General features: G+C 71.5%; 17 protein-coding genes. 11 read left to right on the forward strand and 6 right to left on the reverse strand.

Annotation, left to right across the window (positions count from 1 at the left end):
- The first annotated feature begins 76 nt into the window (after window positions 1-76).
- Window positions 77-574, forward strand: a complete 498-nt coding sequence (locus ACN6LB_RS36820) for an SgcJ/EcaC family oxidoreductase (RefSeq protein WP_445029655.1) — start codon at window positions 77-79, stop codon at window positions 572-574.
- Here the strand turns inward: ACN6LB_RS36820 and ACN6LB_RS36825 are convergent.
- Complete coding sequence (locus ACN6LB_RS36825; RefSeq protein WP_445029656.1) at window positions 540-1,838, reverse strand: sensor histidine kinase; 1,299 nt, start codon at window positions 1,836-1,838, stop codon at window positions 540-542. The genes ACN6LB_RS36820 and ACN6LB_RS36825 overlap by 35 nt on opposite strands.
- Entirely contained in the window at window positions 1,835-2,539 is a 705-nt protein-coding gene (locus ACN6LB_RS36830; protein ID WP_356133844.1) for a response regulator transcription factor, read from the reverse strand. Before ACN6LB_RS36830 ends, ACN6LB_RS36825 begins: the two co-directional genes overlap by 4 nt.
- Before the next feature lie 283 nt (window positions 2,540-2,822).
- On the opposite strand from ACN6LB_RS36830, the gene ACN6LB_RS36835 reads away from it, so the two are divergent.
- The 4 genes from ACN6LB_RS36835 to ACN6LB_RS36850 all read left to right on the forward strand — a co-directional run bounded on the left by ACN6LB_RS36835 (window position 2,823) and on the right by ACN6LB_RS36850 (window position 7,528).
- The gene (locus ACN6LB_RS36835; RefSeq protein WP_445029658.1) at window positions 2,823-4,097 is read left to right on the forward strand and encodes an aspartate kinase; all 1,275 of its coding nucleotides are present in this window, start codon (window positions 2,823-2,825) and stop codon (window positions 4,095-4,097) included.
- A complete protein-coding gene (locus ACN6LB_RS36840; protein WP_356133840.1) occupies window positions 4,097-5,170 on the forward strand; it encodes an aspartate-semialdehyde dehydrogenase in 1,074 nt (357 codons plus the stop codon). Before ACN6LB_RS36835 ends, ACN6LB_RS36840 begins: the two co-directional genes overlap by 1 nt.
- 394 nt (window positions 5,171-5,564) lie before the next feature.
- Complete coding sequence (locus ACN6LB_RS36845; protein ID WP_356133838.1) at window positions 5,565-6,245, forward strand: SigE family RNA polymerase sigma factor; 681 nt, start codon at window positions 5,565-5,567, stop codon at window positions 6,243-6,245.
- Window positions 6,246-6,334: 89 nt separating this feature from the next.
- On the forward strand, window positions 6,335-7,528 hold the full coding sequence (locus ACN6LB_RS36850) for a hypothetical protein (protein WP_356133836.1): 1,194 nt from the start codon (window positions 6,335-6,337) through the stop codon (window positions 7,526-7,528).
- Window positions 7,529-7,547: 19 nt separating this feature from the next.
- On the opposite strand, the gene ACN6LB_RS36855 is transcribed toward ACN6LB_RS36850, so the two are convergent.
- Complete coding sequence (locus ACN6LB_RS36855) at window positions 7,548-8,402, reverse strand: SURF1 family protein (protein WP_445029659.1); 855 nt, start codon at window positions 8,400-8,402, stop codon at window positions 7,548-7,550.
- Between the two features lie 159 nt (window positions 8,403-8,561).
- Between ACN6LB_RS36855 and ACN6LB_RS36860 the strand changes: the two genes are divergently transcribed.
- Window positions 8,562-10,388, forward strand: a complete 1,827-nt coding sequence (locus ACN6LB_RS36860) for a prolyl oligopeptidase family serine peptidase (RefSeq protein ID WP_445029660.1) — start codon at window positions 8,562-8,564, stop codon at window positions 10,386-10,388.
- Between the two features lie 198 nt (window positions 10,389-10,586).
- Here ACN6LB_RS36860 and ACN6LB_RS36865 read toward each other — a convergent pair whose 3' ends face one another.
- Both ACN6LB_RS36865 and ACN6LB_RS36870 read right to left on the reverse strand, forming a co-directional pair.
- On the reverse strand, window positions 10,587-12,620 hold the full coding sequence (locus ACN6LB_RS36865; protein ID WP_445029668.1) for an NAD-binding protein: 2,034 nt from the start codon (window positions 12,618-12,620) through the stop codon (window positions 10,587-10,589).
- A gap of 122 nt (window positions 12,621-12,742) precedes the next feature.
- Complete coding sequence (locus ACN6LB_RS36870; RefSeq protein ID WP_445029661.1) at window positions 12,743-13,567, reverse strand: alpha/beta fold hydrolase; 825 nt, start codon at window positions 13,565-13,567, stop codon at window positions 12,743-12,745.
- A gap of 244 nt (window positions 13,568-13,811) precedes the next feature.
- On the opposite strand from ACN6LB_RS36870, the gene ACN6LB_RS36875 reads away from it, so the two are divergent.
- Together ACN6LB_RS36875 and ACN6LB_RS36880 are read left to right on the forward strand one after the other, a co-directional pair.
- The gene (locus tag ACN6LB_RS36875; RefSeq protein WP_445029662.1) at window positions 13,812-14,846 is read left to right on the forward strand and encodes an ATP-binding cassette domain-containing protein; all 1,035 of its coding nucleotides are present in this window, start codon (window positions 13,812-13,814) and stop codon (window positions 14,844-14,846) included.
- Window positions 14,843-15,637 carry an ABC transporter permease gene (locus tag ACN6LB_RS36880; RefSeq protein WP_445029663.1) on the forward strand — a complete coding sequence of 265 codons (795 nt, stop codon included), beginning with the start codon at window positions 14,843-14,845 and terminating at the stop codon, window positions 15,635-15,637. The genes ACN6LB_RS36875 and ACN6LB_RS36880 overlap by 4 nt, the downstream gene beginning before the upstream one ends.
- On the opposite strand, the gene ACN6LB_RS36885 is transcribed toward ACN6LB_RS36880, so the two are convergent.
- Window positions 15,615-18,818 (reverse strand): ATP-binding protein, encoded by a 3,204-nt coding sequence (locus ACN6LB_RS36885; protein ID WP_445029664.1) that lies wholly within the window; start codon window positions 18,816-18,818, stop codon window positions 15,615-15,617. The two genes, ACN6LB_RS36880 and ACN6LB_RS36885, sit on opposite strands and share 23 nt — an antisense overlap.
- Before the next feature lie 158 nt (window positions 18,819-18,976).
- On the opposite strand from ACN6LB_RS36885, the gene ACN6LB_RS36890 reads away from it, so the two are divergent.
- From ACN6LB_RS36890 to ACN6LB_RS36900, 3 genes are all read left to right on the forward strand, one after another.
- Entirely contained in the window at window positions 18,977-19,867 is an 891-nt protein-coding gene (locus ACN6LB_RS36890; RefSeq protein ID WP_445029665.1) for a hypothetical protein, read from the forward strand.
- A gap of 194 nt (window positions 19,868-20,061) precedes the next feature.
- Complete coding sequence (locus ACN6LB_RS36895; protein ID WP_445029666.1) at window positions 20,062-21,927, forward strand: trypsin-like serine peptidase; 1,866 nt, start codon at window positions 20,062-20,064, stop codon at window positions 21,925-21,927.
- Window positions 21,928-22,105: 178 nt separating this feature from the next.
- Entirely contained in the window at window positions 22,106-25,342 is a 3,237-nt protein-coding gene (locus tag ACN6LB_RS36900) for a BTAD domain-containing putative transcriptional regulator (protein ID WP_445029667.1), read from the forward strand.
- Window positions 25,343-25,460 lie beyond the last annotated feature (118 nt).

Consider the following 25,460-nt stretch of genomic DNA (forward strand, 5'->3'; position numbering starts at 1 on the left):
GCGCAAAGCGAGTCTGGAGTCACTCCTCCGGAAGACACCGGAACGGAGAAGCCAACTCGCCGCACTGGAGCCAGCGATGACCCGCAAGACCCGCATCCGCGCCGCCCTCGTCACCGCGGCCGCCCTCGCCACCACCGTGACGGCGAGCGTCGGTATCAGTGCCGCCGGCACGGAGAAGGACAGCAAGCCGACCAAGAAGCAGATAGCCGCGCTGTTCGTCGGCTGGAACGCCGCCCTGCAGACCGGTGACCCGGAGAAGGTCACCGAGCGCTACGCCGACGACGCCGTGCTGCTGCCCACCGTGTCCAACAAGATCCGGACCGACCACGCCGGGATCGAGGACTACTTCGAGCACTTCCTCCAGAACAAGCCTGTCGGCAAGAAGACCAAGACGATCATCAACGTCCTGGACAAGAACTCCGCCATCGACACCGGGTCGTACGTGTTCACCCTCACCGACCCCAAGACCGGCGAGAAGCGCAACGTCAACGCCCGCTACACCTTCGAGTACGAGAAGCGCGGCGGCGAGTGGCTGATCGTCAACCACCACTCCTCTGCGATGCCCGAAGGCTGATCGCCACGCAGAGCCCTCCACCGGGAGCGTCCCGCAGGGCCACGGTTCCGCCGTCGTCGGTCACCAACTGCTTGACGACGGCGAGGCCGAGACCCGAACCGGAGCGCCCCGTCAGGCCCTGGCCGCGCCAGAAGCGGTCGAAGGCGCGGGACTTCTCGGGGTCGGACATGCCGGGCCCCTGATCCAGCACCGACAGCACCACCTCGTCGCCCCGGGGCTCGTACCGGACCGTGATCGTCGCGCCGTCCGGCGAGACCTCCAGGGCGTTGGAGAGCACGTTGTCCAGGACCTGGTCGAGATGACCGGGACTGGCCAGCACAAGCGGCCGGCCGTCGGCAACTCCCCCAAGAGCGATGGTGACACCTCGCTCGTCGGCGGCCGGTCTCCACACCGAGAGGCGTTCGGCGACCACGTCGTGCAGGGACAGCGGTTCCGCCGCCGTCACCTTCGCCTCGGCGCGGGCCAGCACGAGCAGCCCGTTGACCAGACGGCTCATCCGGACCACCTCCGCCGTCGCCTGCTCCACGTCCTCCCGTACGAAGTCGTCGTCCACCCCGTCCGCGATGTTGTCCAGCGACAGCCGCAACGCGGTGAGAGGCGTACGGAGCTGGTGCGAGGCGTCCGCGACGAAGATGCGCTGCGCGGCGACCAGCGTGTCCAGCCGTTCCGCGCCCTGGTTGAGCGTGCGGGCGAGGGTCTGCGTCTCCGAGGGGCCCGTCACGGGCGAGCGGGCCGTCAGGTCGCCGTCGCTGAACTTGCTTGCCATGTCGTTGAGTTGACGCAGCGGGCGGGTCAGCCGGCGGGCCACCAGCGCGCCGAGACCGGCCGCCACCGCGAGGACCGCCACGGCGAGGATCGCCCGGAACCCCCAGATCTGCCACAGCCGGCGAGTGAGGTCCGAGGTCGGATAGCTGATCCGGACCGCGCCCACGATCCGGCCGTCGGCCGTTTTCGCGGGCGCCGTCGCCGTGAGGGCCCCGCCGCCCCAGTGCGCCGTCGCGCGCGCGGGCGCATCGGCGGCGGGGAGCACCTTCATCGTGCCGGGCGTCTCCTGGGCGTACCGCTCGGACATCCGGGTCAGCGTGGCCTTCGAGGCCGTCGAACCGTCCGACAGGAGCAGCGCCATCGCGGCCGCCTCCCGCCGTACCGAGTGCTCGGTGTCGCCGCGCAGCTGCGCGGTCAGCGTGAACGCCACCGGCACGGTGAAGGCCGCCAGCGCCCCGGCCACCAACAGCACGTAACTGACGATCAGTTGGCGGATCATGCCGAGGGCGCGCCCTTCTCCTCGCCCGTGTCCCCGCCCGCGATCTCCAGCCGGAAGCCCACCCCGCGCACCGCCTCGATCGTGATCGCGCCCGCCAGCTTCCGCCGCAGCGCCGCCACATGGACGTCGAGCGTCTTGGTCGGCCCGAACCAGTTCGCGTCCCAGACGGCTTCCATGATCTGCTCGCGCGACATCAGCGCGCCCGGCTCCTCGGTGAGGAACGAGAGCAGGTCGTACTCCTTGGGCGCGAGCGCGACCTCGGCGCCGTCCAGGTGGACGCGGGCGGCCTTGCGGTCCACGGTCAGCCGGGAGCCGTACCGGTCGGGTCCCGGCGCCTCGGCCGTACGCGGCTGCACGCGGCGCATCACCGCCCTTATCCGCGCGATGACCTCCCGTACGCCGAAGGGCTTCGAGACGTAGTCGTCGGCGCCCAGCTCCAGACCCACCACCCGGTCCGTCTCGTCGCTGCGCGCGCTGATCACGATGATCGGCACGTCACCGCGCCCGCGCAGCGCCTTGCAGACGTCGAGACCGTCGGTGTCGGGCAGCCCGAGGTCGAGGAGCACGACGTCGTACGGGCCCGGGTGGGCCAGCGCCGCGGCGCCCGTGGTCACCCACTCCACCTCGAAGCCGTAGCGCAGCAGGCCGCGTCTGAGCGACTCGGCGACCGGTTCATCGTCTTCCACCAGGAGTACGCGCACGAGACCGAACCTTAGTGCTTGAAAATTAAGTCACAGCCCTCCCGTGTGACACGCCGCACTTTTCCGAGTGGGCCGCCCACGAGCAGGGCAGATGCCGTCCTGGAGCGGCCGAAGATGCCGGTAGGAAACCGGAGGAAGCCCGAAGGAAACCCAGATGATCGCAGGGTGAGCGGGACATCTCACCATGCGATATCGGGGCAGGGAATTTCGGCCGCTCGTTAGACTGAGCCGACCGCAGTACATGTGTATGTGCGGGTAGAGACGGACTGAGCGAGGAGCGCACGTGGGCCTTGTCGTGCAGAAGTACGGAGGCTCCTCCGTAGCCGATGCCGAGGGCATCAAGCGCGTCGCCAAGCGGATCGTGGAAGCGAAGAAGAACGGCCACCAGGTGGTCGTCGTCGTTTCCGCGATGGGCGACACGACGGACGAGCTGATCGATCTCGCCGAAAAGGTGTCTCCGATGCCTTCCGGCCGGGAATTCGACATGCTGCTGACCGCCGGGGAGCGGATCTCCATGGCCCTGCTGGCGATGGCGATCAAAAACCTGGGCCACAGCGCCCAGTCGTTCACGGGCAGCCAGGCAGGCGTCATCACCGACTCGGTCCACAACAAAGCCCGGATCATCGACGTCACGCCGGGCCGCATCCGGACCGCGCTGGACGAGGGCAACATCGCCATCGTCGCCGGTTTCCAGGGTGTCTCCCAGGACAAGAAGGACATCACCACGCTCGGCCGCGGCGGTTCGGACACGACGGCCGTGGCCCTCGCGGCCGCCCTCGACGCCGAGGTGTGCGAGATCTACACCGACGTGGACGGCGTGTTCACCGCCGACCCGCGGGTGGTGAAGAAGGCGCAGAAGATCGACTGGATCGCCTTCGAGGACATGCTGGAGCTCGCCGCGTCCGGCTCCAAGGTGCTGCTCCACCGCTGTGTGGAGTACGCCCGCCGCTACAACATCCCGATCCACGTGCGCTCGTCCTTCTCGGGACTGCAGGGCACCTGGGTCAGCAACGAGCCGAAGCAAGGGGACCAGAAGGTGGAGCAGGCCATCATCTCCGGTGTCGCGCACGACACCTCGGAGGCCAAGGTCACGGTCGTCGGTGTTCCGGACAAGCCGGGCGAGGCCGCCGTCATCTTCCGCGCCATCGCCGATGCCGAGATCAACATCGACATGATCGTGCAGAACGTGTCCGCCGCCGCCACCGGTCTGACGGACATCTCCTTCACCCTCCCCAAGACCGAGGGCCGCAAGGCCATCGACGCCCTGGAGAAGGCCAAGAGCGCGGTGGGCTTCGACTCGCTGCGCTACGACGACCAGATCGGCAAGATCTCCCTGGTCGGCGCCGGCATGAAGACCAACCCGGGTGTCACGGCGGGCTTCTTCGAGGCGTTGTCCGACGCGGGCGTGAACATCGAGCTGATCTCGACCTCCGAGATCCGCATCTCGGTCGTCACCCGCGCCGACGACGTCAACGAAGCGGTGCGCGCCGTCCACACGGCCTTCGGTCTCGACTCCGACAGCGACGAAGCCGTCGTCTACGGAGGCACCGGCCGCTGATGGCCAGTGCTCGTACGGGACGTCCGACGCTGGCGGTCGTGGGAGCGACCGGAGCCGTCGGCACGGTCATGCTCCAGATCCTGTCCCAGCACGCGGACATCTGGGGCGAGATCCGCCTGATCGCCTCACCCCGCTCGGCCGGCCGCAAGCTGGCCGTGCGCGGCGAGGAGGTCGAGGTCGTGGCCCTGTCGGAGGAGTCCTTCGACGGGGTCGACGTCGCGATGTTCGACGTACCGGACGAGGTGGCCGCGCTGTGGGCGCCGGTCGCCGCCGCCAAGGGCGTGGTCGTCGTCGACAACTCGGGTGCCTTCCGGATGGACCCCGACGTGCCCCTCGTGGTGCCCGAGGTGAATCCGCACGCGGTCCGGCTGCGGCCGCGCGGCATCATCGCCAACCCCAACTGCACGACGCTCTCCATGATCGTGGCCCTCGGCGCGCTGCACGCCGAGTTCGGGCTGCGTGAGCTGGTGGTCTCCTCGTACCAGGCGGTGAGCGGCGCCGGACGCGCCGGCGTCGACACCCTGCGCCGGCAGCTCTCCCTCGTCGCGGGTACGGAGCTGGGGACGAACCCCGGTGACGTACGGCGGGCCGTGGGGGACCTGACCGGGCCGTTCCCCGAGCCGGTGGCACTGAACGTGGTGCCCTGGGCCGGGTCGCTGCGCGAGGACGGCTGGTCCTCGGAGGAGATGAAGGTGCGGGACGAGTCCCGCAAGATCCTCGGTCTGCCCCGGCTGCCCGTGGCCGTCACCTGCGTCCGCGTGCCGGTGATCACCACGCACTCCCTGACCGTCCACGCCCGCTTCCAGGGCGAGGTCACCGTCGACGGAGCGCGCGAGATCCTCGCCACGGCGCCCGGGGTCGTCCTCTTCGACAACCCCGCCGCCGGTGAGTTCCCCACCCCCGCGGACGTGGTCGGCACCGATCCCACCTGGGTGGGGCGGGTCCGCCGGGCACTCGACGATTCGACGGCACTCGAACTGTTCGTGTGCGGGGACAACCTGCGCAAGGGCGCCGCACTCAACACCGCACAGATCGCCGAACTGGTCGCGGCCGAGCTCAGAGCCGCCCGATGAGCCCGCCGTCCTGCATGAACCCCGTGCCGCTCACCGTGAAGTTCTCCGCCCGGAGTGTCCGACAGCCGGAATCTTGCTGGCGATCCATGGATAAGTTTGTAGGATCTGTGTGAACTTTGTGGCCCGGCCATGGTCCGGACCACTTGGACCCGGGATGCCTGGCGTTCGAAGAAATTGCTCCCCGCCCTCCGCAACCGTGCGGAGGGCGGGGAGCGTCTTTGCGGACGCCCTTCAGGGGGCATCCGGGGCGCCACGGCATATGGGGCATAGGGGAAGAGCGGGTACGTATGACGGCACTTGGGGCATCTTCAGGGGTGCGATCGGGCGCGGGGCCTGACGCAAAAGTGATGCCTGTCTCGTACAACCCTTACGGGGGTAGGCGTGTCCAACTGGCGTGGCAGAGGTTCTCGAATTCACCGCGGTACAGACGAGGGGTACAGCCCTTCGTCCACCCCGCCGACCCCGCAGCCCCGGCACGCCCGGCGGCATGCCGGTGATCGCGCCGATGCCCGCAGCGCGGCCGACCCGCATACCGAATCAGCGTGACGGCGCCGAAGGCCCCGTCGAGGACAGCCTGGCGGCCGGCACCACGGTCGACCACCTGACCGAGACCTACCGCGCCCACTACCGGTCGCTCCTGGGTCTCGCGGCTCTCCTGCTCGACGACACCGCCTCCTGCGAGGACGTCGTCCAGGAGGCCTTCATCCGCGTGCACTCCGCACGCAAGCGGGTCCGCGACCCCGAGAAGACGCTCGCCTATCTGCGCCAGACCGTGGTGAATCTTTCGCGGTCGGCCTTGCGCCGACGCATCATCGGCCTCAAGCTCCTCTCCAAGCCGATGCCCGACATGGCGAGCGCCGAGGAAGGCGCCTACGACCAGTTGGAGCGCGACGCCCTGATCAAGGCGATGAAGGGCCTCCAGCGCCGCCAGCGCGAGGTCCTGGTCCTGCGCTACTTCGCGGACATGACCGAGGCTCAGGTCGCCGAGACGCTGGGTGTGTCGCTGGGGTCCGTGAAGGCGTACGGCTCGCGCGGCATCGCGGCGCTGCGCGTCGCCATGGAGGCGTCGGCATGAGCGGGTACGGGAAATGGCGGCGACGCGACGAGGACCCGCGCCCCGGACACGAGCACGAACACGAGCAATCGCACGCTGGGAACGAAACTGTGAATCACGGCCCCGAAGGACAGGATCACGGCGGGCAGAGCCCGGGTGACCACGACCTCGACGGCCAGGGTCTGAACAGCCATGGTCTGGACGGACTGCTGAGCGCCCTGGGGCAGAGCCCCGCGAGTGGCGAGGGCAGCCGCTCTCAGGGCGTCAAGCAGGGCTTCAAGGCCGGTCAGGGCTTCGACGAGCTCGGCTCGGACGAGCTGGCGCTGCGCAGGCTGCTGCACCAGGCCGTCGACGAGATCGAGCCGACCGACGGCACGCTGGAGCACCTGCGGCGCGCGGTACCGGCCAGGCGGGCCCGCAAGCGCCAGGCCGTCGTCGGCATGGCGGCCGCCGCGCTCTTCATCGGCACGGCGATCCCGGCCCTCGTCCACGTCTCCAACGCCACCGGGTCCGACGCCGACCCCTCCATCGCCGGCAACAGCTCGCAGACACAGGGCGGCTCCAGCCAGGGCAAGGAGACGGACGGCGGTTCGCGCGCCTCCGGCGGCTCGTCCAGCACGTCCAAGGGCACCGACAAGGGCAAGGACGGGAAGAAGGACAGGGACAAGGACAAGGGTCCCGGCACCGCGACCGGCGGTGCCAGCGCCGGCCCTTCGGCCTCGGTGGCGGTCGCGTCCGAGTGCACGGCGACACAGCTCGGCGCAGGCGCCACTTCCGTCGGCACCCCTGACTCCACCGGCGCGATCTACGGCTCGCTCCCCATTTCCAACATCTCCACCACCGCCTGTACGGTCACGGGCGCGGGCGGTGTGTCCACGGCTGTGGCAGGCGCGGCGGACGCGTCCAAGGTCAGCGTGGTCAACCATGTGGCGGGCGACGCGGCGGTCGGGCTGCCCGACCCCGCCACGGAGGTCGCCCAGCTGCTGCTGCAGCCGGGAACGTCCTACGTGGTGAAGTTCGCCTGGGTTCCCTCGGAGACGTGTCCGACCACTGGTGGAAGCACCGGGAGCACGGACCCGTCACCGGACCCGACGCCCACGGAGGGCTCCACCGACACCGGCGGCACGACCACCACCACGGACGGCACCACCGGCACGTCGGCCCAGCTGGTCAGGGAGGACGGGGTGGCCGACGGCAGCGTCACCGTCTCGCTCACCGCACCGGTGGGCTCGCCCATGGCCTCGGCGACCGTGTCCAACGCGTGCGCGGGGACGGTGTACCGGACGGGGATGCTGGCGTCCTGAGGACCGGACCGGTCCCGGGTTACGGGACCGGGGTGCCGGCGGCAGGGGCCTCGGTCCCAGCCTCGGTCTTGGTCTCGGCCCCGGCCTTGGTCCCGATCTTGGACTCGGTCCCGTCGGGGATGATCCCCAGCTCGGCGTCGCGGGCGAACTCCACCTCGCGGCGCAGCAGCCGGAACCACATGAACACCACGAAGCCCGCGAAGACGAACCACTCCCCGGTGTAACCGAGGTTCTGGAACGCCTTCAGGTCAAGCCCGGTGTCGTCGGGCGTGGTGGCGGGCACCGCCTTCATCCCGGCGTCGGCGTCGGCGAGTGTGATCCAGGCGTCGTACAGCTGCTTGTACGGCACGAGGTTCACCAGGGACGCCGAGCTGATCACGCCGGTCTGGCCCGCGGGAAGACCCCCGGCGGCGTTGACCCCGTTCGCCCCCGGGCTCTCCGGTGCCTGCAGCGCGCCGGTCACCGTGACCTCGCCGGTGGGCGCGGCCGGCGCCTTCGCCGGGTTCGCGTCACCGGGCAGCCAGCCCCGCACGACGGGCAGCACCGAGCCGCCGTCCGTGCGCAGCATCGTCAGGACGTAGAAACCGTGCCTGCCGTCGAGCTCGCGGTCCGGCACGAGCAACTGCTTGCCGTAGCGGCCGGTCGCGATCGCCTGCTTGCCGGAGGTCACCTTGTCCACGGGCAGCAGCTTCGCCAGCGGCCGGGCGGCCTGCGTCTTGGCGGCCTCGGCCTGCTCACCGGCGCTGCGATGGTCCTGCACCCGGTCCTCGAACCGCCCCAACTGCCATGACCCCATGAAGATGCAGAAGGGGATGGCCAACAGCACGAAGACGTTGATCCCCCACCAGCGGGGCGTCAGCAGAAACCGGTACACGCCTTCCACGGTACGGGGCAGGGGAGCGGGGCCGGGTCGCGGGGTCGGGGGCGTCCTCGCCTGCCCACGATCGGACCGGCTGCCGGCCCGGCAGGTGAGTTGTCCACAGGCTGCGGATCTCGGCGGCGGATTGTCGTGCAGGGCAGGCACTATGGGGCCATGACTGAGAGCAACGCGGCCGGGCCGGCCGTCGAGACCACGCCCGACGAGACCATGCCCGACTGGGAGAAGCGTTTCCGGGCACCGCGGGTGTCGCTGCCGGACTGGGCGGAGGACGCACCGCACCGCTCCCTGTTCGTCTCGAACGCGACAGGGACGTACGAGCTGTACGCGTGGGACCGCTCGACCGGTGAGCAGCGCCAGGTCACCGACCGGCCGAACGGCACGACGGACGGGGTGCTCGCGCCGGACGGCGAGTGGATCTGGTGGTTCGACGACAAGGACGGCGACGAGTTCGGCGTCTGGCGGCGCCAGCCCTTCCACGGCGGCCCCGACGAGGAGGCGACCCCCGGCCTCGACGCGTCGTACCCCTCCGGACTGGCCATCGGGCGCGACGGGCGCACGGCCGTCGTGGGCCGCTCGACGGACGAGGACGGCTCGACGATCCATGTGGCCCGGACCGGCGAGGCCCCGGTGGAGATCTACCGGCACCGCGAGTCCGCCGGCGTGGGTGACTTCTCCCACGACGGTTCACTGATCGCGATCGAGCACACCGAGCACGGCGACGCGATGCACTCGGCGCTGCGGGTGCTGCGCCCGGACGGCACGACGGTCGCCGAGCTCGACGACACCAAGGGCGGCACGGTCGAGCTGGGCCTTGAGGTGCTGGGGTTCGCCCCGGTCGACGGGGACACCCGCCTGCTCATCGGGCACCAGCGGCGCGGCCGTTGGGAGCCGCTCGTATGGGACGTCGTGACCGGCGAGGAGAGCGACCTCGCCCTCGACCTGCCGGGCGACGTGGCCGCCGAGTGGTACCCGGACGGCTCCGCGCTGCTCATCGCCCACGGCTTCGAGGCCCGCAGCGACGTATGGCGCTACGACCTGGCCTCCCGCGCCCTGGAGCGCGTGTCCACGCCGCCCGGCACGGTGTCCGGGGCGACGGCCCGGCCCGACGGCAGCGTGGAGTACCTGTGGTCCTCGGCGGCCGAGCCGTCGGTCGTCCGCTCCACGACAGGTGACGTGGTCCTGGACCCGCCGGGGCTGAAGTCCCCGGGATCCGTTCCCGTGGAGGACGTGTGGGTGGAGGGCCCCGGCGGTCGCATCCACGCCCTGGTCCAGAAGCCCGCGGGCAGCACCGGCCCCCTCCCCACCGTCTTCGACATCCACGGCGGCCCGACCTGGCACGACAGCGACGCGTTCGCGGCGGGCCCGGCGGCCTGGGTGGACCACGGGTACGCGGTGGTCCGCGTCAACTACCGCGGCTCCACCGGCTACGGCCGCGAGTGGACGGACGCTCTCAAGCACCGCGTCGGCCTCATCGAGCTGGAGGACATCGCGGCGGTCAGGGAATGGGCGGTGACGTCCGGCCTCGCGGACCCCGAGCGCCTGATCCTCACCGGCGGCTCCTGGGGCGGATACCTCACCCTGCTCGGCCTCGGCACCCAGCCCGACGCGTGGACCCTGGGCATCGCGGCAGTTCCGGTGGCCGACTACGTCACGGCCTACCACGACGAAATGGAAGCCCTGAAGGCCATGGACCGCACCCTCCTCGGCGGCACCCCCGAGGAGGTCCCGGCCCGCTTCGAGGCCTCGTCCCCCCTGACCTACGTGGACGCGGTCAAGGCCCCCGTCTACATCTCCGCCGGCGTCAACGACCCCCGCTGCCCCATCCGCCAGGTGGAGAACTACGTCGACCGCCTCGCCGCCCGCTCAGCCCCCCACGAGGTCTACCGCTACGACGCCGGCCACGGCTCCCTCGTCGTCGACGAACGCATCAAACAACTCCGCCTGGAACTCAACTTCGCGGAGAGGCACTTGGGGAGGTAGGGGTCGGGCGAAGCCTCGTCACTGCGGGCAATCGTGCCGCTGGGGGCGGCACGGGTGGGCGCAGCAGCACCTCGTAAGCGCCGAGTTGCGTGACCCACCCCCGGCCGGCACCAACCCCGGGTGCGAAGGAAGCAGGGGGCACCCGGGGTTTGCCCACCCACCCCGGGTGCCCGGCGACAAGAGGGCGCCCCACCCCACCTAAACCCCCGGAGGGACCCGGCGGCGACCCAACAACTCCGCAAGGCCCCGCCGAGTCGCAGCCAGCACCACCCGGTCCTCCCCACGCAACACGTACGTGGAGGGAAGGTCCCACACAAGCCCGGCCCCACCCCCACCGGACGTGTCCGACGAGGAGCCGGCCGCCCGATCGGCCCGACGGTCACCCGGCGCCGCCGTGTCCAGCGCAAGCACCCGCCAGGCCCCCGCCCGAAACGCCTCCCCCACGGTCCGCCCCTCCAGCTGAGGGTGACCGGCGACATCCACGGCAGCGAACAACAGCACCCGCCGCTCCACCGGAATCGCCCCGAGGATCTGCCGCCCCATCATGGCCCCGGCAAACGCGGGCGCGGCCAGATGGGACACACTCCGACTCCGGGTGAGCGCCTGCGGATGCGCGGCTCGCAGGGTCCGGTACACGGCGGTGGCGAAGTCGTCGTCGTACAGCCGCAGCACCACCCGTAGATCGGGCCGCACGGACCGCGCGTACAACACGGCCTCGAGATTCATCGTGTCCGCGCTGGTCAACGCGAGCAGCGCATGCGCCCGTTGGATCTTGGCGGCCTCCAGCACCCCTTCCTGCGTCACATCGCCGAGGACCACCGGCACCCGCAGCCGCCGGGCCAGTGCCAGCCCCCGCGCGTCGGGGTCGGCCTCCACGCACACCACGGGGATCTGCAACTCGCGCAACCGCGCCAGCACCCGCGTACCGATCTTCCCGAGCCCGAGGAGCACCACATGCCCCGACAGCCCGCGCGGCGGACGCCGCAGCGCGGACCCGCTCCGGAACGTCCCGAGGGCCTCCAGCACCGCGGCCAGCAGCACGGGAAGCAGCAGCAACCCGACCATTCCGGACAGGAGTTGGAGGAGCTGCCGTCCGATCGGCTGCCCGAGGGCGGGATCGTTGATGGAGAAGAGATCCAGCAGCGTCAGATACGTCGCGTGCAGTGGGGACTCCCGGGTGACCGCCATCGACGCGATCGCGAGGGCGACCACACAGGCCACCAGACCGGCGAACGACCACCGCAGCCGGCGTGAGAAGAGCGAGGCGAACGGTACGACACTGCGGCCCGCGGACAACGCGGGACCGGAGTACGACACTGTTTCGAGTACAACGGTGCCCCGCCCGGTCGCCGCGGCCACCGTCCGTTCGTCGGGCAGGAGTTGGGGTCCCTGGGAGCCGCTGCTCTCCGATCCGTCGGCCCCGGCGGGGTCGCTGGTCGTGGCGGACAGCAGCGCGAGCGTGCAGAGCCCGGGGTCGGCGACCTGCCCCGGCCCGGGCGGCGGCCGTTCCATGGCCCGCAGCATCAGCCCGTCGGTCTGGACGACCTTGCTGGTACCGGCGACCGCGGTGGCGGCGAGGGCCGGAGCGGCGGTGTCGGCGTCGGAGAGAACAGTGGTGGAAGCGTCACCCCCACCGAACGCATCCCCACCGAACGCACCCCGGGAACCCGCCCCTTCGCCGGCGCCCCCACCCGCGCCCGCACCCCCGGCTCCGATCCCCGTGGCCAACGCCGAGGCCTGATCGAGCAGTTCCTCGATGTGCTGGCCCAACCGCCGGTTGTAGAGCCGGATGACGAGCCGCAGTCGCGGATTGAGCCGCCGTGCGGTGAGCGCGGCCCGGATGTTCGTCTCGTCGTCGTCATGGACGAGGGCGAGCGCGGCGGCCCGTTCGACCCCGGCGTCCGCGAGCACGGCCTCGGTGAGGTCCGCGGCCTCCAACACCCGCTCGGAACCGGGTGGTTCGGAACTCCGTACGCCCCCGGAGCCCCCGCTCCCACCGGCACCCGCGCTGCCGCCCGTGTTGGCGCCCGTGTTCCCGCCGCCGTTCCCGGCGGCCCGGGTCACGGCCGCGGACACCCGGTCGAACAGGGTCGAGGCGCGGGCCCGCCCCACCACCGGCGGCCGCACCGTCCGCTGGTCGGGCGGCACGACGAGGGTCACCTGCTCGCCGTAGACCCCGCGCAGCTCTGCCGCCAGCCGGTGCGCCAGGGCATCGTCCCCGCACACCACCATGTGCGCGCCGCCGACCGACCCGCTCTGACCCTGCTGACTCTGGTTCGGAAGGCTCGCCACAAGGGAGAAGACTGCCTCACCGGCACGCCTGGTTCCACAGTGACCTGCGAGGAGATCCGCTTCTAGCGATCCCGGCCCGCACCTTGGATGAAGCGGATCACGCCGGCCACGTAGTCCTGGGGGTGGGTGACATGGGGAACGTGGCCGGCGCCCTGGAGGGTCCGTACGTCGGCCTGCGGCAGGGCGCCCGCGAGCTTGCCGATGATGGCGGCGAACCAGGGCGGACTCTCGGTGCCCCCGGTCAGCAGTGCCGGGCCGGTGTAGCCGGACAGGCCCGCGAGGTCGAGCACCGGCCAGCCGGGGTCGGCCTGTTCGTCCAGGAAGGTCGGGGCGTTGCGCACGAACGTCTCGCGAACCTGATCCGGAACCTGCTCCCAGGCGCCCGGCCCGAAGGCGACCTCCTCCACGAACTCCCGTGCTCCGGCGAGGGATTCACCCGCCCGAAGCCGGTCGAGCACGGAGTCGATCCTCCGGCCGGCCGCGTCCATGAGCGGCTGAAGGTCCGGATCACCGGCCACGACACCCATCAGCGGGGGCTCGTGCGCGATCAGCCCGCGGAACAGTTCGGGCCGCCGAGCGGCCAGCCCCAGCGTGGTCGATGCTCCGAAGGAGTTGCCCGCCACATACGCCGGCGCGAACCCCAGCTCCTCGATCAGCGCCCCCAGGTCGTCCTCGTCCTCGGCACGCGACCCCTGCCCCGAGGGCCGCTCGCTGAGACTGTGCCCGCGCCGGTCGTAGACGAGCACGCGATACCGCTCCGCCAGCGCCGGCAGGACCGCCCGCCAGTTGTCGTGATCCCCCCAGGACCCGTGCACCAGCACCAACGGCTCCCCGGAACCGGCGATCTCATGAAACAGCTCGACCCCGTTCACCCGCACTCGTCCCATGACCGGTTCTCCTGCCGTTTCTCCCACCGTGCCCCTGCGACCCTCGGCCGTCCTCCCATTCACCCACCCCGCCCCTGCGCACGCACCCCGAGCGCGCCAAGTAAGCCGGCCGCCGGTACGACTCCCGGGGCGCGGTCGCCCGCACCCTCCCTGACCTGCGGGTTTCAGCATCCCATCAACGGCCCTGGTCGGCTGAAACCGCATTGAAGCCCCGCTGAACCGCCTCGGCCGCAAGCTCTGCGGCATGACGACGACAGACCACGAACTCGCGATCACAGCCACCGGGCTGCGCAAGTCCTACGGGGACAAGACCGTCCTCGACGGCATCGACATCCACGTACCCGCGGGCACGGTCTTCTCCCTGCTCGGGCCGAACGGCGCGGGCAAGACCACGGTGGTCAACATCCTGTCCACCCTGATCACCGCGGACGGCGGGCAGGCACGGATCGCCGGGCACGATCTCACCGCCGAGGCCCAGCGGGTACGCGCAGCCATCGGGGTCACCGGACAGTTCTCCGCCGTGGACGGCCTGATCACGGGGGAGGAGAACATGCTCCTGATGGCCGACCTGCACCACCTCTCCCGTGCGGAGGGGCGGCGGGTGACCTCCGAGCTGCTGGAGCGGTTCGATCTCGTCGAGGCCGCGAAGAAGCCCGCGTCCACCTACTCCGGCGGTATGAAGCGCCGCCTCGACATCGCCATGACCCTGGTCGGCAGCCCGCGGATCATCTTCCTCGACGAGCCGACCACCGGTCTCGACCCGCGCTCCCGCCACACCATGTGGCAGATCATCCGCGAGCTGGTCTCCGGCGGCACCACCGTCTTCCTCACCACCCAGTACCTCGACGAGGCCGACCAACTCGCCGACCGCATCGCCGTGCTCGACGCCGGCAGGCTCGTCGCCCAGGGCAGCGCCGCGGAGCTCAAGCGGCTCGTGCCCGGCGGCCACGTACGGCTGCGGTTTGCCGACCCGGCGGCCTACGAGCGGGCGGCGACCGCGCTGCGCGAGGCCACGCGGGACGACCAGGCGTTCACCCTGAACATCCCCAGCGACGGAAGCCAGCGCGAGCTGCGCGCCATCCTCGACTGGCTGGACGCCGCCGGCATCGAGTCCGACGAGCTGTCCGTGCACACCCCGGACCTGGACGACGTCTTCTTCGCCCTGACCGCAAGCCCCGTACCCGCGCAGCCCGCCGACAGGCCTTCGCAGACCACCGACAAGCCCTCGCAGCTCGCCGACAGGGCGACCGTCCGAGCCGACCAGGAGACCGTCCGATGAGCACCGCGAGCCACGCCTTCCGCGACAACATGACCATGCTGCGGCGCAACCTGCTGCACGCCCGCCGCTACCCCTCCCTCACCCTGAACCTCCTGCTCACCCCGGTCATCCTGCTGCTGCTGTTCGTCTACGTCTTCGGCAACGTGATGAGCGCCGGCATCACCGGCGGCCACGCGAACCGCGCCGACTACGTCGCCTACCTGGTTCCCGGCATCCTCCTGCTGACCGTGGCCATGACCTCGCTCGGCACCGCGGTGGCCGTGTGCACCGACATGACCGAGGGCATCATGGCCCGGTTCCGCACCATGGCGATCTCCCGTGCCTCCGTGCTGATCGGCCATGTGATCGGCAGCGTGATCCAGACGCTGATGTCTCTGGTGCTGGTCCTGGGTATCGGCCTGGCCATCGGCTTCCGGCCCGACGCGACACCGGTGGAGTGGCTCGCGGCGGCCGCTCTGATGACTCTGGTCAGCCTTGCGCTGACCTGGCTCTCGGTCGGCATCGGCCTGATCAGCCCCAACCCCGAGGGAGCCAGCAACATCGGGACGCCGCTGGTGATGCTGCCCTTCCTGTCCAGCGCGTTCGTTCCGGTGGACGCCATGCCGGGCTGGTTCCGCTGGTTCGCCGAGTACCAGCCGTTCTCCTCCGCCATCGAGACCCTGCGCGGGCTGCTGCTGGGCAGCGGGATCGGCACCAAGAACGCGGTGCTCGCCGTCGGCTGGTGCCTGGGCCTGACCGTGCTGGGCTACCTGTGGTCCAAGGCGAGGTTCAACCGCGAGCCGCGGAACTGAGCTCGCGCAGTGCGGCCGCCCGCAACTCCTCCCGGTCCAGGGTGGCGTACGTCGACCTCGCGTCGTCGTAGGCCGCCCTGTCGGCGTTCTCGGCGGCCTGCCGGGACCGGGCCGAGGACAGGGTGGGGTACTCCCGTACGGCGGGCATCCGCTCCGCCAGCGCCAGCAGCCGTACGGCGCTCGGGTCGCCCCCGGCCACGCCGACGAAGCCGAGCGCCAGCAACACCGTGCCGTACACCGGCAGTTCGGCCGGAGAGACGTCGCCCGAGGAGCCGTGGAGCATTCCGAGCAGCCGTTCCCGCAGCCGCTCGGCCAGCCCGGCCACCGGTTCGAGGCGGCCGCACTGGGCGTGCGCCGACAACGCGGCGGCCTGGATCGTCAGTGACCACGGGTCCACGAACGGATCGTCGGCATGCAACAGGCTGCCCTCCCGCATCTGCTCCACGGCCTGCCGCCACAGTCCGAGCCCGACCTCGCTCAGCCCGCGGGCGAGTGCGATCTCCGCGCGGGCCGGCAGATCCGTGCTGTAGGTCTCGACGGACTCCGGCTGCTGATCGAGCGCCGCGAGTCCCAGCCAGTACTCCGCCTCGTCGATCTCCCCGCGCTGCAGACAGGCGAGCACCAGCCCCCAGCGCACCCCGATCGAGTCCGACCAGTCGCCGGCCTCGTCGAGCGCGCTCAGCGCGGCCCGCAGATGGCCGTACGCCTCCGTGCCGCGCCCGGACTTCAGGCACAGCTCGCTGATCCGCCCATGGCTCAGCAGCCGCATGGCCGGATTTCCGAGCGGCCCCAGCGCGACGAGCATCCGGCGGGCGCACTCCAGCGCGCGTTCCGTCTCGTGCTCGGTCTCCCACACATAGCTGGCGACGCCCGCCGCCATGCCCGCCAGCATGGGCGCGTCGTCGTCGCAGAGTTCCTGCAGCCGTGTGTAGTGCGGCGGGTGCATCTCCGGGAAGGCGCACAGCACGATGGCCAGCGCCCGCGCGAGCGTGTCCGGCGGGGCGGGCGGCAGCCGGCGCAGCGTGACGAGATGGCGTACGGCGTAGGGGCCGCGGCCCATGAAGAGGCTGGTCGTGCACACCGTCGCCGCGCTGCGAGCCGTCTCGACGTCCACGGCGCTCTCGGGGTCGCCGCGGTCCTCGGGCTTCCCGGTGCCGGGACGGAAATGGGACAGCGGCCCGGCGGTCTCGTCGGCGAGGGCGGCGAGGCGGGCGTAGTTGGAGCCGGTGGCCCACAACGAGCCCAGGGCTGCGGTGAGGGCGGCGGTGGTGGGCCCGTCGGCGCGGGCGAGCGCGTACCGCAGGGCCAGGACGAGATTGTCCTGCTCGGCCCGGATGCCGATCCACGGGCGCAGCGGGCCGTCGCCGAACAGCACGTCGTGGTGGGCCCGCCCGAAGTCCCGGGCCCAGAGAAGGAACCGGCCGGTCACCGCCTCCTCCTCACCGGCCTCCGCGCGCCGGGCGGCACTGAACTCCCGCAGCGTCTCCAGCATGTGGAAGCGCACTCCGGCAGTCCCTCCGGAAGAGCCCCCGGAAGAGCCCCCGGAAGGGGTTTCGCTCACCTTCACCAGGGACTGGCCCGCCAGTTGCTCCAGCAGCGTCAGCGCGTCCCCGTTCTCACCGAGCACGTACTGAGCCGCGTCCTCGGTGAAGCCCCCGGGGAACACCGACAACGCACGCATCGCCGCCCGCCCGTCGGCCTCCAGGAGATTCCAGCTCCACTCGACGACGGCCCGCAGCGTGCGATGCCGCTCGGGCGCGTCGTGGGCGCCGCCGCGCAGCAGCGCGAAGCGGTCCCTCAGCCGGCGCGAGATGTCGTCCACGGAGAGCACCCGGACCCGGGCCGCGGCGAGTTCGACGGCCAGCGGCAGCCCGTCCAGGTGGCGGCAGATCTCGGCGACCTTGTCGGCGGGCAGTTCCACGCCGGGCCTGGCGGCCCGCGCCCGCTGCCCGAAGAGCTCGACCGATGTCGCCGGCGAGAGCTCCGGCAGGGCGTACACCGACTCCGAGGTCAGTCCCAGCGGCGCCCGGCTGGTGGCCAGCACCCGCAGCTCCTTCGACCGCGAGACCAGTGCCTGTACGAGATCCGCCGCGCCGGGGATCACCTGTTCGCAGTTGTCCAGAACCAGCAGCGCGGGCCCGGCGCCCAGGGCGCCGACGACGCCGTTCACCGCGTCCCCGGCGAACTGCCGGCCCTCTCCCGCACCGACGGCGGAGGCCACCTCACCGGCCACGTCGTCGTCGGCGAGGACACCGGCCAGGCTGACGAAGTGCACGACGGGCTGCTCGGCCGCCCGGCTCACCGCGTGGGAGAGGCGGGTCTTGCCCAGCCCGCCGGGACCGACGAGCGTGACCACCCGCACCTCGCGGAGCAACGCGCCCACGGCGGCGATGTCGGCATCCCGCCCCAGCAGCGGGTTCGGCTCGTGCGGAACACCGTGGCGGACCCGGGGCACGTCAGCGCTCAGCAACTCCTGGTGCACGGACCTCAACTCGGGGCCCGGATCGGTGCCGAGCGCATCGCGCAGCCCGCGGCGGTAGGTGTCGTACCGGGTCAGTGCCGCGGCCCGGCCTGCCGTGGCGGCCTCGCAGCGCAGCAGTTCCGCCAGCACCTCTTCGTCCCGCGGCAGCTCCCGGGCCACCCCGGCCAGCGCCGCCACGGCCTCCTGCGGCCGCCCCAGCCGGGCGAGGGCGAGCGCCCGGGAGCGGACCAGCGAACGGAAGGTCCGCCGCCGGTCGACGCGGAGGGCGACGACCGGATCGTGCAGGTCCTCTCCCGCGCCCGCGCCCACACTGCCGTCCCAGAGAGCCAGGCCCGCCCGGGCCTGCGCCAGTGCGCCCTCGTGATCCCCCGCCCGCGCGCGCTCGGCACTCGCCGCCTCGTGCAGCAGCAGCGCGGAACTGTCGACCTGTGTCTCCTCCAGCGCCAGCCGGTACCCCGTCGACGTGCTCACGATCAGCTCGGCGCCCACCTGCGCCCTGAGCCGCGACACCAGGATCTGCACCGCCTTGCCCGGCCGCTCCGGCAACTCCTCCGGCCACAGACCTGCCACCAGTCGACCAGTACTGCATCCGGTGCGGAGATCCTCCGCGAGCAGGCCCAACAGCCCGCGCAGCCGTGGCGCGGTGATCTCCTTGCCGCGACAGGCGACCCGGGACAGCAGAGCCAACTCGGTGGTCACGCCCGAAGTTTATTGCTCATGGTCGGTGACGACCGCACATCTTGAGCTCCGGCCACCGGCAACCTACCGCGCGCTCCCGCCCTCTTCCTGGTCGACGGATCCGATACGGATTCGATGGGGTCGTACCGGCCCAACCGTCGCCGACCGAAGGGGATTCGTTGTTCCGCAACGCTGTCAGGGCCGTGGGCGCAGCCGGTCTTGCCGTGGTGTCCCTGCTGGGGGCGGCGGCGGGAGCATCGGCCGAGGGCGCGAACCCGCCCCCGGCCGACAGCTCGTCCGCGGCGGTCCGCCTGGAGTACCACGTGCCTCAGGGCAGGACCCTGGAGGCGGGTGACGGGCTCTGGTTCAGCATCGAGGGAATGCGACCGGGATGGGACTCGGTCGAGGTCACCTCGCCCGCCCTTCAGGAGCCGATCACCTTGACTCCCGTGAAGAAGGGGTCGACGCAGTCGGTCCAGAAGGACGAGCCGGGAACGGACCACCGCATCCGCCCGGGTCTGCGCCCGGGCACCTATCCGGCCACCGCGACCAGCCATGGCCGTACGGTCGCCACCGCGCGACTCAAGGTCACGGCCGAGGGTTCGGCGGAGATCAGCCGGTTCGTCATCGGCCCCGCGGACGCGTTCCCCGGCAGCGACACACCTGCGCCCGTACGGCCGGGCAGTGACGTCCGGGTGGTCCTCACCGACCTGCGGGCCGCCCCGGGAGAGGACTCCCTGACCGTCACGTCACCCCTCTTCGACGGCCCGCTGACCATCCGGACGGACAGCTCGGACGACCCGGGCTGCAAATGCGACGACGGCGGCACGGTCTACGCGGGCCGCACACGGCTGCGGGACGACCTGTCCAAGGGCCGCTACACGCTGACCGTGGTCAGTCACCACGGGCAGCAGACCACGAAGCAGCACGTGGCGGTCGCCGGCGAGCCCGCCGCGCACGGCCCGTCCCGGGTGGTCACCGGTGCCGTCGCGGCCGCGGGAGTGGCCCTCGCCGTCGGCGGCGTGATCGCGGTGCGCCGCCGCTCCCGGAAGACCGCTGCCTCCGAGTAGACGGCCGACCCGGCAGCCGCAGCCCGCCCTCAACTTCCTTTGCCTGCCCCAGTGTTCCTCGGTTCCCCTCCGGCCGCTTCCGGTCCGGAGGCAGTTGTCCCCTGACCAGAAAGCGTTCCTTGCCTACCTCTCACAGACGAATATCGCGCCTTGTGGCCCTCGGGGCCGGAACCGCCCTCTTCCTGACAGGAGGGGTGAGTCTCGCCCAGGCCCAGGCCCAGGCCCAGAGCCAGCCCCAGGCCCAGCCCCAGGACGTCACACCGTCACCCCCGACGCCCCGTCCGTCCTCGGTGACGGCGCCGTCCGGCGAGCCGTCCTCCGGACCCACCGGGACAGCGACCGGCGACGCCGACGCCGACGGCGCCTGGTCGGACGCGGACGCCCTCCGCTTCTGGACACCTGAACGCATGGACTCGGCAACCGACCCGGCACTGCCCGCGCAGAAGGCGAGCCCGAGCGCCAAGTCCGGGCAGCGGCGGGCGGATTCACGCGGTTCCGCGGCGGCGGCCGACATGCCGACCGCGGAGCACTTCCTCGGACTGAAGTCCGTCGGGACGATCTTCACCTACACCACGGACCCGACCACCGACCGGATGCACGCACACAAGTGCTCCGCCAGTGTGGTGGAGAGCCCCGGGCACAACCTGATCCTGACCGCCGGGCACTGCGCCGGAGGCATGGCCGTCTTCGTTCCGATGTACGCCGCGGAGTACACCCTCGACAAGCAGCCGTTCGGCTTCTACCGGATCTCCACCTGGTTCACCGACAACCGGTACGTGCACAACACCAAGAAGCCGATCTCCGACCTGGACTTCGCCTTCGGCCGGCTCGAAGCGTCCGGCAGCGGCAAGCAGGCGCAGGACGTGGTGGGTGCCAGCAAGCTGCTGCGCACACCGGCCTACCTGAACAAGGTCACGATGGTCGGCTACCCCTCCAGCCACAACCCCGAGGACCACGGCGTACGGTGCCCGACGCAGACGGAGGCGCTGCCGGGCTTCTACCAGATCCAGGCCAAGTGCCGCGGCATGTGGGGCGGTGTCTCCGGCGGCCCCTGGTTCTCCCGGGTGGACTGGGCGAAGGGCACCGGCGACATCATCGGAAACGTCGGCGGGTACAACGGCGGCGGCAACGACGAGAACGTGGACTGGCTCACCTACAGCCCCATGCACGGCGACTGGTTCTTCCGCCTGTACGACGAGGCGAAGAACAACGAGCACCTGACGCACGGCACCACCTACGACCAGCCACCGCTGCCGTACTCCATGGGCGGCGGCGAGACCTGGTCCCACGCCAGGCTGCTGGCCTCCGGTGAGTACACCGGTGACGGCAAGGGCGACCTGATCGTGGTCTGGACCGACGGCGAGGTCACCCTGTACACCGGCGACGGCAACGGCGGCTTCACCGGCGAGCGCCGGCTGGCGGCGCCCGGCGCCACCTGGAAGGGCGTCAAGTCCCTCACCGGCGGGGACTTCTCCGGCGGCAACGGCTCGGACCTGCTGGTGGTGTTCGACTCCGGCGAGGTCAGGATCCTGCCCGACGTCGGCACCAAGGGCGTGAGCGGCGGCATCAAGCTGGCCGACGCCGGTTCCGTCTGGAGCCACGCCGACCAGATCACCGCGGGCAACTTCGGGACCGCGAACAACGTCACCGACCTGCTGGTGCGCTGGAGCGACGGCGAGGTCTCCGACTACACCGCCGTCGGCGACAGGGGCTTCGGCACCGAGCACCAGCTGCTGAAGGCGAACGACACCTGGAAGCACGCCACCCTGGTGACGGCGGGCGACTTCACCGGCGGCAAGAACTGGGAGACCCTGGTGCGCTGGTCCGACGGAGAGGTCTCCCAGTTCCAGGAGACCGGCCCCGGAGGCCTCGGCAAGGAGGTCAAGATGGCCCCGGCCGACAGCATCTGGTCCCACGACGCGGTGATGACGGCGGGCAGCTACGACTCCAACGGCTGGCCCGACGACCTCGTCGTGCGCTGGTCCGACGGCGAGACCAGCATGTACGCCCACACGGGCGCCACGTTCGGCGCCGAACGCATGCTCGTCGCCCCGAAGTAGACACCCCACCGCACACTCACCGCCCGACCGAGAAGCCGACCAGCGCCGCCCGGCGCCGTCCCGCGCCGGGCGGCCCTTTACCGGGGGCGTCAAGTGGGTGATGCTGACCCGGCGTTGGAGCGATGATCGACACGGCAGGCCGGTCGGTCCGGAGGGGGAGACCGCCGTGGTGCGCGTGGTGCTGCTTGGACCGATTCAGGTGTACGCCGATGAAGTGACGCCGGTCGAGGTGGGCGGCGTCCGGCTGCGGATGCTCCTGGCCAGGCTCGCCCTCGAAGAGGGCCGCTCGGTGCCGGTGGACTCGCTCGTCGACGGCCTGTGGGGCGAGGAGCCGCCCGCCGACGCGGCCAACGCGCTGCAGGCGCTGGTGTCCCGGCTGCGCAGGGCGCTGGGCGGCTCCGCGGCGGTGCGGTCCGCGTCCGGCGGCTACCAGCTCTCGGTACGGGCCGAGGACGTGGACGTGCACCGCTTCGAGGAGCTGGCCGCCCGGGGCAGAAGGGAACTCACCGCCGGGCGGCCCACCGAGGCGGCCTCGCTGCTCGCGACCGCGCTCGGGCTGTGGCAGGGCGCGGCGCTCGCCGATGTCCTCGACGCCCCGTTCGCCGGGCCCGTCGCGACCCGGCTCGACGATCTGCGGACCGCGGCGGCCGAGGACCGCTGCGACGCCGAGCTGCGGCTCGGACGGTACGGCGAGGTGCTCGCCGACCTCGAAGCGGCCGGTGCGCAACGGCCGTTGAGCGAGCGGGTCGCCGGGCTGCGGATGCGGGCGCTGTCCGCGGCCGGACGGCAGTCCGACGCCCTCGCGGTCTACGAGTCCATACGGGAGCAACTCGGGGACGAGCTCGGCGTAGATCCGTCGGCCGAGCTGCGGGACATCCATCTGGCCCTGCTGCGGGGCGAGTTGGAGACACCCGCCGAGCAGGCCGAGGCCGCCCCGAGCCGCCTCCCTGCCAGGCTCACCAGCTTCGTCGGCCGGGACGGTGAACTAAGCCGGCTCGCCGGGCAGTTGACCCGCGGCAGGCTCGTCACCATCGTCGGCCCCGGCGGCGCGGGCAAGACCCGGCTCTCCCTCGAAGCGGCCACCCGGGACCGCGCCCACGCCCGCGGCCGGATCTGGTTCGTGCCCCTCGCCGGTGTGAGCGCACCGGACCAGCTGGCGGACGCGGTCCTCGGCGCCCTCGGCTCCACCGACGGTCGCCTCTACGACGCCGGCCAGGGGCAGCGGGCCACTCCGGCCGAGCGGATGGCCGGGCTCATCGGCAGCGGCGACGCCCTGCTCCTGCTCGACAACTGCGAGCACCTCGTCGAGGCGGCCGCGGAACTCACCGCCGAACTCCTCGACCAGATCCCGGAGTTGCGGATTCTCGCCACCAGCCGCGAGGCCCTCGCGATCACCGGCGAGTCCCTGTGCCACCTCGGCCCCCTCGACGTGCCGACGGGGTCACCGGAGCCCGCCGAGGCCGCGCAGTCGCCGGCCGTCCGCCTCTTCGTCGACCGGGCCGCCGGGGTCCGGCCGGACTTCACGCTCGACGACTCGACCCTCGACGCCGTGGTCGAGGTCTGCCGTCGGCTCGACGGGATACCGCTCGCCCTCGAACTGGCCGCGGCGAAGCTTCGCTCGATGAGCGTCGAGCAGATCGCGCGCCGCCTCGACGACCGCTTCCGCCTTCTCTCCTCGGGCAGCCGCACCGCCCTGCCCCGCCAGCGCACCCTGCTCGCGCTCGTCGAGTGGAGCTGGGACCTGCTCGACGAACCCGAGCGAATCCTCGCCCGCAGACTGGCGGTGTTCCCGGGCGGCGCGACCGTCCCGGCGCTCGAAGCGGTCTGCGCCGACCCGTCGCTCCCGGCCGCCGACATCCCGTACATCCTGGACGCCCTGGTGGAGAAGTCGCTGGTCGACGCCGTGGACGAAGGGGAGGGCGAGCCGCGCTACCGGATGCTTGAGACGGTACGCGCGTACGCGGCGAGGCAGCTCGCCGACGCCGAGTCCGGGGACGCCGTCACCCGGCGCTACGCCGCGTACTTCCTGGCCCTCGCGGAGGAACACGAACCCCGTCTCCGTACCGGCGAACAACTGCGCGCGATCGAGGTCTTCGACGCCGAGCACGACAACCTCGTCCTCGCGTTGCGCTCGCTCGTCGACGCCGGGGACGGAAACCTGGCCGCACGCTTCGCCGGGGCGATGTTCTGGTACTGGGGGATCAGGGGGATGAGCACCCAGCTCGACACGTATGCGGCGGAGACGGTCGGGCCGGAATCCGTACGGGGACCGGATTCCGTACGGGGACCGGATTCCGTACGGGCGGGGGATCCCGTACGGCCACAGGATTCCGTACGGTCAGGGGACGGTGTACGGGCACTGGGTTCCGTACGTCCAGGGGACGGCGGACGTCCGGCCGTCGAGGGCGAGTCGGCGACGGCACGTGAGTTCCACCCGGGTGTACTGCTCCTGCGGATGTCCCAGGTCTCCTTCCCCGCGGCCGGTTCAGGACCGGGCGGCAGCCCGGACCACGACCCCCTCGACTCGCCCGACCCCTGGGTGCGGGCCGGCGCCCATCTGGCACGGGACTTCGCCCTCACCGAACAGGGCGACCTGGTCACCGGCGCCGATTCCCGGATCGAGGCCCTGCGCGGATTCGAGGAGGTGGGCGACCGCTGGGGGCTCGTGATGAGCCTGCTCCCGATCGGCCGTGACCACTCCCTGCGCGGCGAGTACCCCGAGGCCATCGCCACCTTCGAACGGACCGTGGCACTCAGCTCCGAACTCGGCACCGAGGACTACCTCTACCTCAGCAAGGCCAGACTCGCCCGCGAACGCCGGCGCAGCGGCGACCTGGCAGGCGCCTTCCGCGATCTGCACGCCGCACACCGGCAGGCCCGCGCGCGCGGACAGCTGCGCCTGGAGGCCAACATCCTTGTGGGCCTGGCCAATGTGCACCGCAGGGCCGGTGACCTGGCGCAGTCCGACGCGACCCTCGACCGCCTTGAGGCGCTCAGCGCCCGGCGCGACTCCCTCAGGGAACTGGCCCGCGACCTGATCGTCAGCACCCGCATCGAGAACCGTCTCGCCGAGGGGGACGCCGTACAGGCCAGAGCCCTGCTGCCGGTGGCGGCCGGCGCCCTGTTCGGCCAGGGAGCGGGCGCCGCGCTCGCCTGGGTGGCTGAACTCCTGGGCGGCCTGCGGACATTGGAGGGTGCTCCCGAGGACGGCGCCAGGTCGCTCGGCATGAGCCAGGTGATGCGCGGCGCCTTCGACTGGGGCGAGCCGGAGTGGCGCGAACTGGTCGACCGCATCGTGGCGACGCTCGGCGAGGACGGCTTCAAGAAGGCGTACGAGGAGGGGGCCGCGTACTCCCGTGACGACGCGCTGCGCTGGCTGGAGGCGGAGACGTTGCGGGCGGCACCACGGAGCTGACCGGGCTTCGCGCACGGTCATGCGGAAGGCCGGTGAGACGCGCCCGGTCATGCGGAAAGCCGGGTGAGGCGTGCACGGTCATGCGGAAAGCCGGGCGGGGCCCGCACTGTGGGTGCGG

The organism is Streptomyces sp. SAS_270 (assembly GCF_052543295.1).

What these genes read in the sequence shown, in the direction of transcription:
- ACN6LB_RS36820 (WP_445029655.1), top strand. Translation starts at nt 77, where the DNA reads ATGACCCGCAAGACCCGCATCCGCGCCGCCCTCGTCACCGCGGCCGCC.
- ACN6LB_RS36825 (WP_445029656.1), bottom strand. Translation starts at nt 1,838, where the DNA reads ATGATCCGCCAACTGATCGTCAGTTACGTGCTGTTGGTGGCCGGGGCG.
- ACN6LB_RS36840 (WP_356133840.1), top strand. Translation starts at nt 4,097, where the DNA reads ATGGCCAGTGCTCGTACGGGACGTCCGACGCTGGCGGTCGTGGGAGCG.
- ACN6LB_RS36860 (WP_445029660.1), top strand. Translation starts at nt 8,562, where the DNA reads ATGACTGAGAGCAACGCGGCCGGGCCGGCCGTCGAGACCACGCCCGAC.
- ACN6LB_RS36865 (WP_445029668.1), bottom strand. Translation starts at nt 12,620, where the DNA reads ATGGTGGTGTGCGGGGACGATGCCCTGGCGCACCGGCTGGCGGCAGAG.
- ACN6LB_RS36870 (WP_445029661.1), bottom strand. Translation starts at nt 13,567, where the DNA reads ATGGGACGAGTGCGGGTGAACGGGGTCGAGCTGTTTCATGAGATCGCC.
- ACN6LB_RS36875 (WP_445029662.1), top strand. Translation starts at nt 13,812, where the DNA reads ATGACGACGACAGACCACGAACTCGCGATCACAGCCACCGGGCTGCGC.
- ACN6LB_RS36880 (WP_445029663.1), top strand. Translation starts at nt 14,843, where the DNA reads ATGAGCACCGCGAGCCACGCCTTCCGCGACAACATGACCATGCTGCGG.